Source organism: Flexistipes sp., from assembly GCF_036172515.1.
Lineage (GTDB): Bacteria > Chrysiogenota > Deferribacteres > Deferribacterales > Flexistipitaceae > Flexistipes.
Genome location: NZ_JAXKVW010000001.1, coordinates 368447 through 381814, shown reverse-complemented (window position 1 = coordinate 381814; position 13368 = coordinate 368447). Strand labels below are relative to the sequence as shown.

Sequence of the window (13368 nt, the reverse complement as noted above, 5' to 3'; positions counted from 1 at the left end):
TCAAATAATGTTGAATTTTATCAGATGAAAATTTTTTATATAACTTATAAAAAATGACTATACAAACAATAATAAAAACAATTCCGTATTCAGACAAATAATGCAAAAAATCATTATGTGCCCAAAATGTGCTTTGAATACTTTCGTATACTAAATTTAATTTGTCTGCTATTTGCGGCTGTATAGTGGCATCTGAAGTATTAAAGCTTCCAGCTCCTACTCCTGTTATTGGATTTTTCCAAAAAAGTGTTAGTGCCGTTAACCAAAAAATTATTCTGGAAAAAGTACTGACACCTGCTGACTCCGAAAAAACACTTCTTCCACCTTCTGCAATACTAATAACTCCGCTAATACTGATTATTTTTATAACGGCAAAAATAATAACAAACATAAATATCCATTTATAATCCAGAAATTTACTTTTAAAGTTAGCAAATAGCAGTAATGTCATTAACAAAATAAAAGTTAGCTCCCCAGCTCTGGAATTTGTATATACCAAAACAAATGCAAACATAAAACTAAGTAAAAAATAAATAAAACTGCTGGAAAATTTATGTTTGCTAAATATTAGCAAAACTATTCCTATATTTATGTATGCAGCCAAAATATTTGGTTGACCGATAAAGCTCATTATGCGTGTATTATCAAATATGGGAATCCCCCAAAGATACATACCAACGAGGCCAAATTTTGCAAAAATAAATTGAACAATTCCTGAGAAAGCTAAGAAAATGGTATATACAAATAATATACTTAATAGAGAAGAAACACTGTTTTTACTTAATTTTACTATTGCGATTCCAGCAATTATAACAATGAAAAAATAAATATTGTAATTTAAAGCAATATGCACATTGTTTGAATAATATATATTTAGGAATATTATAAATAAAAAACCAAATAAAAACGAAAACGAAAAAATATTTTTTTTATAATTACTTAGAATCAAGAATATAGATATAAAAAAAAGAAAAAATAATAATAAATAGTAATTAGAACCCCTAAAATCCTCAATTATAGTTGAAAATTTAAATGTTGAAGCAATTAATAAAAAAAAGAGCGATGCAATAATAATATCACACCGCTCTTTTATAAAATTTACTAACAACTGTTATTCACCAAGCTTAGTCCAATCTTCAATATCTGAAGCATCAGGTGCAGAATCAATTGATCCGTCATCGTTAACTCCATCTTCCAGAACCCAAAGTCCTTGAGTTGCGCTTGTAGCGCCATATACATTGGTACCTTTGGAATTCCAGCCATAAATGTAATATCCGTTACCAGAGTTAATAGCAGCATATCCTAATGTTACGTTTGTAGATTCATTAACTTCGTACTGATCACTGGCCCCAAACAGAGCATTATCATCAGTATCTGCAGCAGTAGGTGTAGGATCAGCACTTGCATATAAAGCAAATGTAAATACAAAAATTATTGACAATAATATTTTTTTCATTTTTTTCCCTCCTCTTATTGTGGATAACTAAAATTTTCCGCATAAAACGATTCAACATCAGTACGTGCATTTCTCACGTCACTCTGAGCTGCAGAATTAAAAGCATTCTCTCTGTACTTGGCGAACTGTGGGATAGCGATAGCTGCCAGTATACCGATAATCGCTACTACGACGAGCAGCTCGATAAGGGTAAAACCCTTCTTTCCGTTAGATTTCCTAACCATAGTGTTACCTCCTTTAGATTTTCCCATGACGTGGTTTCCGCCTTACGCCTTACGCATCACGCATCACGCATCTTCCGTCACGGTGTTTTCAATTTTTAATATTTGACTTGAGAATGAATCAAAAGCTGTCTTTCTCACCTCCTGTGAGAAAATTTTCACCAAGCCAAATATCTTTCTATCTTATAAATATAGCATGAATTATGCCAGTATGCAAAAGAAATGCAGGAATTTTTAAAATTATAATCATTCTCTGTTAGCAGTGCTTTACCAATAAGTATATTTGAGACTAATAACAATACTGTTACAAAATTGTAACATTTAACAAACAAAAATGTGAAGGAACAGCACTAAGTGTTAAGTGTTGAGTGGTAAGTGGTAAGTATTAAGTGTTAAGTGTTAAGTGTTAAGGGTTAAGGGTTAAGCTTACCCGTTAAATGTTACCAACAGCAACCCATTGTAGATGGATTCAACTTATATATCAAGTTTCGCACTTCATTTTGTCATTGCGAAACCCTGTGGAAACAGGGTTGTGGCAATCTCAAAACAAGAAAAATAGTGAGATTGCTTCGTCGTTTTCACTCCCTGCCCTGTTAAATGCCACAGGCAAGAGGTGACAGTTTTCTGGCTCCTCGCCCGGGAAAAATGTCTAGCATCCGCCTTGTGCGGATAAATAGAATGTAAACATATTTACCAGTCTAAAAGACTGGTGCTAGCCGCAGGCATCATTCCGAGTGGAACCGAAGAATCTTCCACTATATGCTAACAATTTCTACGTATCTGCTTAACTTTTAGACTGTTCAACTGCTCTCCCGCGGGAGAATAATTGTAAATCTGGCGCCGCCGCTTTCAGACTCGCTCACTTTAATGCTGCCGTTATGAGCTTCCACACATGCCTGTATGGAAAGCATTCCCAAGCCGGTTCCTGTTTCTTTTGTTGTATAGAAGGGCTGAAAAATATTGTCTTTTTTATCCTCGGGTATCCCGGGGCCGTTATCGGTGAGTTCTAATCTGATTTGATTTCTTCCGGAATCAACAGCAATATCAATGCGCCCACCTTCTCCGGCAGCCTGCGCTGAATTCAGTACAAGATTAAAAATCATTTGATGAATCATATCCGGAAAACCCGTCACCACTACATTTTCCTGACAATCAAGGTTGAGATGACAGGCTTTCACATCTTTATGCGTTTTTGAAAAGCTGACAGCTTCCTCCAAAACAGAACACAAATCAAACTTTTGGGTTTCTGAAACCAGATGTGCCTTACCCACCCGGGAAAGACGTTTGGTGAGAGATATAAGATGTTCGTTTGCTTCCTGAAGCCTGTCCAGATGCTTTTGTGAAGTCTCAGATCCGTCAATTTCATTTTTTAAAATATCCACTGTGCCAATCAGTGTGGTGAGTACATTATTTATATCGTGTGCCACACTTGAAGCCAGCATTCCGGCCACCGCATGCCTTTCGGATTTAAGAAGGGCATTACGCTGATCGATAATTTTCTTTTCCTTGTGTGCAATCTCCCGAAAAACCCACCCCAAAGCAATTATTAAAATAACACCCGTCACTATTACAAAAATAAGCCCCTTCTGCATCTCCGTAAGCTCAAGAGCTTTGATTGTTTGAGCTTGTTCAGCAGCATACTGACTGGAATATATTATATAAATTCCCGCCAGAACAATGTAGGTTCCGCCTATTAAAAGCGCAATTCTAATAGGCTTTAAAATGTAATCAGCAGGTTTATTGTTGCCCTTTACAGAAAGAAAACGCATAATTTTTCTCATAACTCAACCTGAGAAAAGATATTTTTAATTATAACAGATTTGACCAAGTTATTCATTCTTTTTCAGTCTTTTAATTTCCTCCCGGAGCTCATGCATCCTCATTTCCCTTTCAACGGTCACATCGCGGAAGTGCTCCAATTCCTTCACCCGCTCTTTAAGCTCTCTGGTTTTTTCCTCCACTTCTTTCTCAAGATTATTTTTTATTTCATAAAGCTCTTTTTCAGCCTCTTTTCTCTGTGTAATATCGAGTATTACCCCGCTCCAGACTTTAGGTTTATCCTCATCCGCTTGATCCGGACGTGATGTCAGCTGTATCCATTTGGTTACACCGGAAGGGGGAACAATACGAACTTCAGCCTGAAAATAGCTTCCACCGGCGTTAGCCTTTTTATCCTCCTCCAGCAAATAATTAATGTCATTTGTATGAACCATATTCCAGAGCAATGAAGGATTTTGAATCACCTCTTCGGCCTCACATTCAAAAATTTCCCTGCATTGGGGGCTTATATATAAAAATTTATTATTACCATCCGGCCGGCGGTAATAATCATACAATACACCGGGAATCGTATTGGCAATTTTCATAAACCGCTTTTCACTTTCCACCAGCGCCTTTTCCGCCTCTTTTCTGTCCGTAATGTCCCTGACAAAAACGAGTCCGCACAGTTTGTTATCATATTCAATAGGCTCATCTGCTGTCTCAACCCATATTTGCGTGCCATCGGCTCTCAGCAGTTTCTGCTCAAAATGCTCATGAACGGACTCCCCTTTTTCACTTAAAGCTTCCATTCTCTTCAATGCTTTCTCGTGAAAATCGGGGTGAAAATAACTCAATACCGATTCATCTATAATTTTCGAAGGGGATTCAACCCCAAAAAGCCTGTAGGCGGCCGGATTAAGGTAGATAAACTTGCCGTCCGTTTGAATAAAAATGGGATCCGGCGCATTTTCAACAATACTTCTGAAACGCTCTTCATTTTTCCTCAATTCATTCGTTTTCTCATTAACCTGTTTTTGCAGCTCTGACTCTTTGGAATAAAAGGATTTAATGATATAAACCAGAGACAGGAGAAATCCCAGCCCCAGCCCCCATGTTGTGACTCTTATTCTTAAAGGAAAAACGATTGCTTTTTTCCAGCCGGCTGAAATTTTCCATGTTATATTTCTAAGCGTCAGAACAGTATTGGCCGGATCACCTCTCATTTCACCGGATTTCCAAAGGGTTTTGCCGTTTTCATTCTTAATCCGAAAAACAAATTCGCTCCGCTTCGTCTCACCCAGGGCTTCAGTTATAAGAAGAGGAAAATCATAAACGCCAATTGTCAGTCCCAGAAAGTTCTTATTTTTAAACACCGGCTGCCTTACAACGACACCTCTGCCTCCCTGTCTAAGCCGGAAAGGTCCCTGGACTGTTGCCTCCTTACTCTCTATAGCTTTCTTCACATAGGGAGCTCTCTTGGGATCGGATTTAAGCACCATCGGCTTCTTTATCGTGATTTCATTGCCTCTCGGAGGGTACACATAAATCACCTTGGTGTTCTCATCAGCATACTGAAGGGCTCTGATGGGCGGATTATATTCCATCAACAGTGACGCAAAGTATGAAAATTCATCCGCATTTGTATCAGGATTCAAAGTAAATAAAGCTGACAAAGATTTTAAGGCATTAAAGCGGTTGTCTACAGAATCTTTCAGATTGTTCTTGAATACATACAGCTCATTTTGAAGCTCTAATTTTTTCCCGTGCCGCCATTGACTCACCTGCCACCTGTCAATTAAAAACAGCAGGAGAAAACCCAGTAAGCATACCGCAAATAAAATAAATTTTTTAGACATATCCAATCAACGTTTTTATTTATTATACATTTATTGTTTATTCGCTGTCAAACTTAGTTACTGATAGCAGATCAAGACCTTTGAATGAGTACCCCACCCAACCTCCCCTAAATTAGGGGAGGAGCTTTATATCCCCTCCTATCAAAAAGTTAGGAGGGGATTAAGGAGTGGTAAAATTTATAATTCAAGTTTCGCACTTAATTCGGTCTAGCATTCGCTTTTAGCGAATATATAGAATGTTAAACATATTTACCAGTCTAAAGGACTGGTGCTAGCCATAGGCATCCTTGCGAAACCCTGTGAAAACAGGGTTGTGGCAATCTCAAAATAAGAAAAGTAGAGAGATTGCTTCGTCGTATTCACTCCTCGAGAGCTTTGAATAATGTCTTTTTCTCCGTTTTAGGAAGTGGGACTTTAATCCCGCATGCTTGATAATACTGGGTTTCGGAATAAACTTTGCACGGCTGAAGCCGCGCTTCCTGAATTATTCAAATGCCTTACTTTAAGAATAATAAACAATAAACCACTCAACTAATTACCACTTCTCCATTTCCCCATCTCACTATCTCGCCAATAACGTTCGGCTATAACTATATATCTTACAAGAAATAGAGAGGGTGGCAGTAGTTACTCACAGGAGATTACAATTAAGTCAATTATTTGTTCTGGCTTGGATGAACGGCTTGTTTATCCCGGGTTTTGGACATTTCCAGTGTAATCCAGAATCCTGAGGCAAGAAGCAGTATGCCTCCGTATATCAACCCCTCGGAAGGAACTTCATTAAAAATAAGAAAACCCAAAAAGGAAGCAACTACAGGTGAAACGATAATATCCACAAGAGAATAAACATTTGCATTTAATTTTTTCAACGCAATGGAAATGCCGAAATATGCAAACCCTGTTGATACAACACCCAGCCCCAAGACCCATAGAGCCACCGGTAAATTTATCCCTATTGCAGAATAGGAAATCATTGCCAAAATATCTCCGGTACCAAAAAATAAAAGTGACGGGGAGAGAAACAAAGCGGCTGCAGTCATCGACCAGGCTATGTCATTACCTGTTTCTGTCTTGCCTTCATAGCGAAGGTATGTAACCATTGCAGCGTAAATAGCACCATCCCCGAGCGCAACCAAATTGCCCAGCATATTACCACCTTGCAAAGGTTTAGCCAGTATTATCCCCGTTAATGCAAGCACAAAAATAATAACATAGCTTTTGCGTGCCTTCTCACCGAGGAAAAGTGCGGAAAATATAAAGGTAAAAAACGGCGCCACACTCCAGAATATTACCGCATTGGCAATGGGAACCAGCGTCATGGCGAAATTAAAGACGCTAATCTGTGTTGCAATTAAAAAACCTATAACTGCGGTGTCCTTCAAATTGTCTTTGGGGAATTTAAGTTTATCACCTGTTGCAATGGGCATGACTGACATTAAAAAAACAGCGGCAAGCGTAAGTGCATAGAAATTCAGCGTTTGTATGGGTATCAAACCTTCTGTTAGTTTAACAAAAACCCCTATAGTTGCTTCAGAAAGAGTTATCAAGGCTAGTAAGAAAAAAGTTTTCAACATCAGCTCCGGGCATTAAAATAAAATAATCTAAGCAAGCACATAAAATTGCATAACAGAAATTCCAGAACAATAGAAGTATAAAATACTTACCGGAACTTAAGTGTAACTTCAATTCCACTTTTCAGAGAGGGATTTCTACTTCTTGCCTGCTAAAAATCAGAAGCAGCATAAATTATTTTTGCATCTAATGTTATGCAACCAAATGAAAATATAATGAAGGCAGCCGTTTTACACCTTCCAGATAAGATTGGAATAATCATTATCCACATTAAACTGGTCAAGAAGAGCCGAGATCTGACCCCTGTGATGCGTAGCATGATTAAAAATGTGCATAAAAACATGCCACATAACTTTTGACCGTTCTTCCCCTTTCGTGTTTTTATAATTCAAACTTTTAATCAGTGCATTGCTGCCCATCTTGTCACAAATTTCCTTTAAATCTTTATCTGTATCAAGGAGGTTTGCTTTTAAGTCAACTTTTTCAGTAAACACAATATTTTTTAAGCCGGCAAAATCTATACCTTTGTATTTATGCGTCACCTCTGAAAATTCATTAAACTGCTTTGTAATACGGCGCATCCAGAGTAAATTCACCAAAATAATATGATTGAGAATACCATGCAATGACTTATAGTATACACCTGCTTCGCCAAAAAACTTCTTGTCCGGAATTTGGTAAACAATATTCAGCATCTCTTCATCTGTCTCCAAATTGTACTGAGCCATTAAAATTAAAACTTCTTTCATCTCTGTCCTCCTTTTTAAAGTTTATTAAATTATTAATTGCCTTTCCGATTTTTCGGATACCTGTTTCAATTTCATCTTCGGTAACACAGGTAAAATTCAGTCGAAACGTATTAATATACTTACGTTTTAGATAAAAAGGATCTCCGGGAATAAAAATAACCTTATTTTTATAAGCTTCATCAAACAGTTCAATAGCTTTTAAACTTACAGGTAGTTGAACCCAGATGAACATTCCTCCTTCCGGAATTGTGTGAAAAACACTCATTGGAAAATATTTTTTAATACACTCAATCATTTTTTGGCATTTTTGTGCGTAGACTTTTGTAATTTTCTGAATATGCTTGTCCATGTCATTATTTTTCAGATACTGGTAAATTATTTTTTGGGTGAAATGGGACGTATGTAGGTCGGAAGCCTGTTTTGCAATAACAAGTTTCTCAATTACCTCCTCAGGAGCAGCCATCCAGCCTAAACGAAACCCCGGAACGATAGATTTTGAAAAAGATCCCAGTAAAACAGTCCTCTCCGGTAAAAGTTTCTTAAATGATAATTTATCGTTTCCTCTAAACCTCAGCTCTCCATAAGGATCATCTTCAATCAGAAAAGTCTCTTTACTGTTTATTAATCCAGCAATTTCTTTTCTGTTGTTATCACTATAGGTAATACCGGAAGGATTTTGAAAGTTAGGATTTACATATAGCAGTTTGGGGTGTCTTTCATTAATTAATATTTTCAACCTGTCAGCATCCATTCCTTCATTCGAAACGGGTACCGGATGAAATTCCGGCATATACATGGATAAGGCCTGAATAACTCCGAGATACCCCGGCTCTTCAATAACAACGTCATCACCCTCATTCAAGAAAACCTTTCCCAAAAGATCCAAAGCCTGCTGAGAGCCGTTTGTGATTAAGATATTTTCCTTTTTAACTGCAACCCCTTTTCTGTTTCGGCAAAAATCAGCAAGATAACTACGCAGCTGCTCACAACCTTCTGAAGCGGCATATTGAAAGATGTTACGTCCGGATGTTTCAAAAGCTTTGTTGGTGGCAATTACAAGTTCATCGGCTGGAAATAAATTGCTATCCGGCAGGCCTCCTGCAAAAGATATTATATCAGTTTCCTGGGCTGTTTTAAGAATTTCCCGTATAAATGATCGAGGAATACCGGCCATTCTATTGGAAAACATTTCAGTCATCTTCTCCTCCATTTTTATGTTTGCTGAAACAGGAGTATGCATTAAACATCTCAAGCTTTAATGCATCATCAAGTCTTTGCCCGATACTATCCAGAATTGTTTCTTTGGCTGAACTTACAGCTCCCCGATCATTCCCGATAATCATAGAGGCATATTTCTCCGCTGTTCCCATAAGCATGTCATGGGTAACCACTTCCGAAACAAGATTAAGCCGTAAAGCCTCATCTGCATTGATCTTACGTCCGGTTAATGTCAAATCCATTGTCACACCTAAACCCGCAATTGATAATAACCTCACAATACCCCCATCGCCCTGATGGATGCCGTGCTTCATCTCGAAAACGCCGAAAACTGCTTCTTGTGAAGCTATCCGTATATCGCAAGCAAGTGCCAACTCAAAACCTCCTGCAACTGCTGCTCCGTTTACAGCAGCTATAACAGGTTTCGATAATCTGTGACGGCCTCTGGTTACACCCCCTCCCAAGCCTTTGTTTATTTTACTCCTGATATCGTTTGCACTTGCATTTTTCCAACGGGGCAGTTCCGTTTTTAAATCCAATCCGGCGCAAAAAGCTTTCCCCTTTCCGGTTACAATTGCTGCATATAACGAATCATCCTGTTCAAAATCATCCCATACCTTTTCAAACTCGTTGTTCATTTTTTCATTAATGGCGTTCATACTTTCGCTTCTGTTAAGATAAATATAAGCTATGTGGTTTTCCTTTTCATAAATTACAGTTTTCATATTATCCCCCTGGCAGTTGATTTAAAATTATTAGTCCTGTAAATCTTATTAATAAAAAAAGAAGACAATAATCCTACCATGGAAATGCTAAATGCAAGCAAAACAGAGTTGCTGTAGTGACCTGTTATATCGGTAATAATTCCCCCCAAGACTGGAGATATAAAAAGCGCTGAACTAAAAATAATGGTGAAATCAGAAATTATTTTATCTTTTCCTTCATTAACTAAAGAAGAAACAAAACCCAGCGTTATAGGGGGAATAGACAAAAAGCTGAATCCGAAAAAGACAGAACCGGCATATATAAAAAGTTTATTTTCTATAAGGGGCATAACAATTCCCAATGACAATAGAGTCTGCAAAATCAGAAGTGTCACCGGGAAATCAAACGTCTTAAGTAATTTTCTGATAAGAAAAGGGGATAAAAATCCGGCAAAACCAACCAATGCCCATGCCTTCCACACATTGTCGGAAATAAAATCCAGATTTTTTAAATTATACAGGATAAATGTGGCCGATATATTATTGGAAAAACCCTCTGCTGCATAAAATATCAAGGTAAAAATAACTAAAGACTTAATATGAGCAGGCATTTCTTTATAAACACCCCTCTTGCTGCCAGAATCAGTGGCATCGGTACTTGGCAGAAAAGGCCGGGCTGTAAAAGAAAATATACAAAAGGGTACGGCAAAAATGCCAAGAGATATCCAGCCGACTTCCCATGTTGCAAAGTCATCGATAATACCGATAATAACGGAAACAAGAAATATTCCCAAACCTACGGAAGAATACAATAATGGCAGCAGTTCTTTTTTGTTATTCTGCATCAAAACAGATGAAATCCATGCAAATGTGCTGATAAAAACGAATGCGCTTATCAAGCCGGATGTAAAACGCAAAAAAACCATAAATCTCAGTGAATGCGTCATACCCATAAGCAAAATCATAACAACAAGTAACAGAAGAAACAGATTATACAGTATTTTCTTATTTCTGCCTGGATTAATAAATCTTGTCAGCAATGCCCCGGAAAGATAACCGATGAAGTTTGAAGAGCTTAAAATACCAGCCTGAACAGCATTTAAGGGCACTCCTGATTTCATGAGCGGCAACATTGCCGTTAAGCCATATCTGGAAATAGCAAAAACTAACATTAGGACAGAGCAGCTGGAAAGAAAAGCGTGTAAATAGTTCATTTTTCACCTTCGTGCTTTTCCATTGACTTATATCTGAAACCAGAGCACAATAACAGATACAAAAAATAAAAATTAAAGGATAACAGATGATCTGCCAATCGTATTTGTATGAACACATAGAAAATTACATACTCAAATTAGCTGAAAAAAAGATTGTGACACCGGGGGAAAAGCTCCCTTCTTTAAGAACAATTTCAAAAACATTTCAGGTAAGCATGACCACAGCTATGAAAGCTTATGAAGAGCTGGAGAGTAAAGGGCTGATTTACTCTGTTGAAAAATCGGGATATTATCTTAAACCACAAAATTCAGTTAAAATACCGGAAAGAAAAAATTCGATTATTAACAAGTCCCCGGTGGAAAACATTGACATTATCAACAGTATTCTAAATGACACTCAGAATAAAAATATCTTACCTCTGGGCGCCGCTGTGGCATCACCCAAGCTTATGCCTCATAAGGAGTTAAAATCTTTCACAAGAGAAGTAATTAACGGCAGTGAAGATCAATATATAAATTACACTGCGACAGCAGGCTTTTATGATCTCAGAGTTGAAATCGCTCGGCTTATGGCTTTAAGGGATTTTTATGTAAGTCCTGAAGAAATTATCATAACAAATGGAGCTATGGAAGGTATTTTTTATATATTGTCTTCAGTTGCTGAACAGGGTGACGCTATTGCAGTTGAATCACCAACTTATTTCGGCTATCAGCACGTTTTAAAAAAACTTGGCATGTATCCTGTTGAAATCCCCGCCTGCCCGGAGAAAGGTATAGATATCGACTATCTTCAGAAAGCCAAAGATAAATACGATATAAAATGTATTATAACCCAGCCTGCTTTCAGCAACCCCACCGGCAGCTTGATGTGCGAAGATAAAAAACATTATCTGAGAAGCCTTGCTTCAGAAAAATTTATTATTATAGAAGATGATACTTTCGGCACACTTTCACACACATACAAAAAAATAACCCCTCTTGCCAACCCTTCGAAAACCGATCACATAATTTATGTTTCCAGCTTTTCCAAAACAGTCTCTCCGGGGAGTAGAATCGGGTGGATAATTCCGAACAAATATTACAAAGATGTTTATGAAGCTAAACTAGCAAACAACATGTCTTCTGCAAGTCTCCCTCAGCACGTTATGGCTAAGTACCTGCAGAGTGGCAAATTTCACAACCATATAAAGAAGCTTTCCAAAACGCTTTTTTTGCAGATCAGCGCTTACAGAGAAGAGCTAAGCCGCCTTTTCGGCAGCAGTATACGCATGACCAATCCCAAAGGAGGATTTCTTCTGTGGCTGCAGCTGCCGGAAAAAACCGACACTTTAGCATTATACCATAAAGCGCTCGATCATGGAATCGGCTTTTCTCCGGGCGCAATCTTTTCCAGTAAACCTGACAAATTCAGGAATTACCTTCGGATTAACTGTGGATACCCTATTAATGCCCGTATTGAAAAGGGTCTATGCAAAATCTACGAATTATACAATGGAATGTTTTAAACAGAAAGGAGAAAAAGATGCGCAGAAAAGAAAAAGAAATAACCGATAAAGATGAAATTGAAAAAATAATTGCTGATTCAACTGTCTGCCATTTGGGCCTTTCAGATAACAATACTCCTTATATTGTTCCAATGAGTTTCGGATACAGATACAGCACCGTTTTTTTGCACTGTGCACAGATGGGTAGAAAAATTGATATTATCAACAAAAATAATGATGTATGTGTCGAGTTTGTTCCGGAATCAAAAATTCAGAAAGGACAAGAAGCCTGCAGCTGGACAATGAAATATCGAAGTGTCATCGGATTCGGAAAGGCTTATTTGATAGGAAACTCCTCTGATAAAATTGAGGCACTAAATGTTATTATGTCCCAATACTCGGACGATAGTTTCACTTTCACTGATAAGTCGGCCAGCAAAACTTCAGTCATAAAAATTATTCTCAAAGAAATTACCGGGAAAAAATCCGGCTTTTAAACAGAAATTTCAAAAATTGGAATTTTTCTGATATAATATAATAAATACCACAAACGATACGGGGGGCTCATGAAACTGATAATCAGAGAAGAACAGGAAAGAGATTTCGGTGAAATTTACAGACTTAACAATGAAGCTTTCGGAAGGAGCGAGGAGGCAGAACTCGTAAATGAATTAAGGGAAAATGACGGAATAATAATTTCTCTTGTGGCCCTTCTGAGCAACCTCATTGTTGGTCATATTTTATACACACCATGCAAAATAAACTCACATAAAAATGAATTGACCGGAGCAGCATTGGGGCCTATGGCTGTTCTCCCCGGGTATCAAAAGAAAGGAATCGGCAGAAAAATGGTGGAAGAGAGCATTGAAATACTTTCTGAGGCCGCTTACCCTTTTATCGCAGTGCTCGGTTATCCTGAATATTATTCGCAATTCGGCTTTACCCCCGCAGGCAAACATGGACTCCGGTGCCAGTGGGATGTACCGGATGAAGCTTTTATGATTTTGCCGCTGGATTCAGAACGCACAGATGAAATTACAGGGACTGTTACTTACAGACCGGAATTTTCAAAATTCGCAAATATCGTTGGGGAGTAATGCGGCATTTGGGTGGCAACATTCACCCGAAAACTT

The 13368-nt window shown here is 37.9% G+C and carries 13 protein-coding genes; 3 read left to right on the top strand and 10 right to left on the bottom strand.

Annotation, left to right across the window (positions count from 1 at the left end; genetic code table 11):
- The 10 genes from UMU13_RS01720 to UMU13_RS01675 all read right to left on the bottom strand — a co-directional run.
- The coding region (locus UMU13_RS01720) for an O-antigen ligase family protein (RefSeq protein ID WP_328216670.1) at nucleotides 1-853 on the bottom strand (853 nt) is incomplete at its 3' end.
- Between the two features lie 258 nt (nucleotides 854-1111).
- Nucleotides 1112-1456, bottom strand: coding sequence for a hypothetical protein (locus tag UMU13_RS01715; RefSeq protein WP_328216668.1), 345 nt, complete (start codon nucleotides 1454-1456; stop codon nucleotides 1112-1114).
- A gap of 14 nt (nucleotides 1457-1470) precedes the next feature.
- On the bottom strand, nucleotides 1471-1680 hold the full coding sequence (locus UMU13_RS11775; protein WP_442902119.1) for a type IV pilin protein: 210 nt from the start codon (nucleotides 1678-1680) through the stop codon (nucleotides 1471-1473).
- 797 nt (nucleotides 1681-2477) lie between these two features.
- A complete protein-coding gene (locus tag UMU13_RS01705; protein WP_328216666.1) occupies nucleotides 2478-3458 on the bottom strand; it encodes a sensor histidine kinase in 981 nt (326 codons plus the stop codon).
- 48 nt (nucleotides 3459-3506) lie between these two features.
- The gene (locus tag UMU13_RS01700) at nucleotides 3507-5294 is read right to left on the bottom strand and encodes a PAS domain S-box protein (protein ID WP_328216664.1); all 1788 of its coding nucleotides are present in this window, start codon (nucleotides 5292-5294) and stop codon (nucleotides 3507-3509) included.
- Between the two features lie 656 nt (nucleotides 5295-5950).
- Entirely contained in the window at nucleotides 5951-6865 is a 915-nt protein-coding gene (locus UMU13_RS01695; RefSeq protein WP_442902123.1) for a DMT family transporter, read from the bottom strand.
- Between the two features lie 231 nt (nucleotides 6866-7096).
- Nucleotides 7097-7615: a DinB family protein gene (locus tag UMU13_RS01690; protein ID WP_328216658.1), complete on the bottom strand. Its 519-nt coding sequence runs from the start codon at nucleotides 7613-7615 to the stop codon at nucleotides 7097-7099.
- Nucleotides 7566-8813 (bottom strand): aminotransferase-like domain-containing protein, encoded by a 1248-nt coding sequence (locus tag UMU13_RS01685; RefSeq protein ID WP_328216655.1) that lies wholly within the window; start codon nucleotides 8811-8813, stop codon nucleotides 7566-7568. The genes UMU13_RS01690 and UMU13_RS01685 overlap by 50 nt, the downstream gene beginning before the upstream one ends.
- Nucleotides 8806-9558 carry an enoyl-CoA hydratase/isomerase family protein gene (locus UMU13_RS01680; RefSeq protein ID WP_328216654.1) on the bottom strand — a complete coding sequence of 251 codons (753 nt, stop codon included), beginning with the start codon at nucleotides 9556-9558 and terminating at the stop codon, nucleotides 8806-8808. Before UMU13_RS01680 ends, UMU13_RS01685 begins: the two co-directional genes overlap by 8 nt.
- Nucleotides 9555-10751 (bottom strand): YbfB/YjiJ family MFS transporter, encoded by a 1197-nt coding sequence (locus UMU13_RS01675; RefSeq protein WP_328216652.1) that lies wholly within the window; start codon nucleotides 10749-10751, stop codon nucleotides 9555-9557. The genes UMU13_RS01680 and UMU13_RS01675 overlap by 4 nt, the downstream gene beginning before the upstream one ends.
- 86 nt (nucleotides 10752-10837) lie before the next feature.
- Between UMU13_RS01675 and UMU13_RS01670 the strand changes: the two genes are divergently transcribed.
- From UMU13_RS01670 to UMU13_RS01660, 3 genes are all read left to right on the top strand, one after another.
- Complete coding sequence (locus UMU13_RS01670) at nucleotides 10838-12256, top strand: aminotransferase-like domain-containing protein (RefSeq protein ID WP_328216651.1); 1419 nt, start codon at nucleotides 10838-10840, stop codon at nucleotides 12254-12256.
- Nucleotides 12257-12273: 17 nt separating this feature from the next.
- A complete protein-coding gene (locus tag UMU13_RS01665; protein WP_328216650.1) occupies nucleotides 12274-12732 on the top strand; it encodes a pyridoxamine 5'-phosphate oxidase family protein in 459 nt (152 codons plus the stop codon).
- Between the two features lie 69 nt (nucleotides 12733-12801).
- The gene (locus tag UMU13_RS01660; RefSeq protein ID WP_328216649.1) at nucleotides 12802-13332 is read left to right on the top strand and encodes a GNAT family N-acetyltransferase; all 531 of its coding nucleotides are present in this window, start codon (nucleotides 12802-12804) and stop codon (nucleotides 13330-13332) included.
- Nucleotides 13333-13368 lie beyond the last annotated feature (36 nt).

Excerpts from the sequence above, each read along its gene's own strand:
- UMU13_RS01670 (WP_328216651.1), top strand. The coding sequence starts at position 10,838 with ATGATCTGCCAATCGTATTTGTATGAACACATAGAAAATTACATACTC.
- UMU13_RS01700 (WP_328216664.1), bottom strand. The coding sequence starts at position 5,294 with ATGTCTAAAAAATTTATTTTATTTGCGGTATGCTTACTGGGTTTTCTC.
- UMU13_RS01680 (WP_328216654.1), bottom strand. The coding sequence starts at position 9,558 with ATGAAAACTGTAATTTATGAAAAGGAAAACCACATAGCTTATATTTAT.
- UMU13_RS01675 (WP_328216652.1), bottom strand. The coding sequence starts at position 10,751 with ATGAACTATTTACACGCTTTTCTTTCCAGCTGCTCTGTCCTAATGTTA.
- UMU13_RS01665 (WP_328216650.1), top strand. The coding sequence starts at position 12,274 with ATGCGCAGAAAAGAAAAAGAAATAACCGATAAAGATGAAATTGAAAAA.
- UMU13_RS01690 (WP_328216658.1), bottom strand. The coding sequence starts at position 7,615 with ATGAAAGAAGTTTTAATTTTAATGGCTCAGTACAATTTGGAGACAGAT.
- UMU13_RS01715 (WP_328216668.1), bottom strand. The coding sequence starts at position 1,456 with ATGAAAAAAATATTATTGTCAATAATTTTTGTATTTACATTTGCTTTA.
- UMU13_RS11775 (WP_442902119.1), bottom strand. The coding sequence starts at position 1,680 with ATGGTTAGGAAATCTAACGGAAAGAAGGGTTTTACCCTTATCGAGCTG.
- UMU13_RS01685 (WP_328216655.1), bottom strand. The coding sequence starts at position 8,813 with ATGACTGAAATGTTTTCCAATAGAATGGCCGGTATTCCTCGATCATTT.
- UMU13_RS01660 (WP_328216649.1), top strand. The coding sequence starts at position 12,802 with ATGAAACTGATAATCAGAGAAGAACAGGAAAGAGATTTCGGTGAAATT.
- UMU13_RS01705 (WP_328216666.1), bottom strand. The coding sequence starts at position 3,458 with ATGAGAAAAATTATGCGTTTTCTTTCTGTAAAGGGCAACAATAAACCT.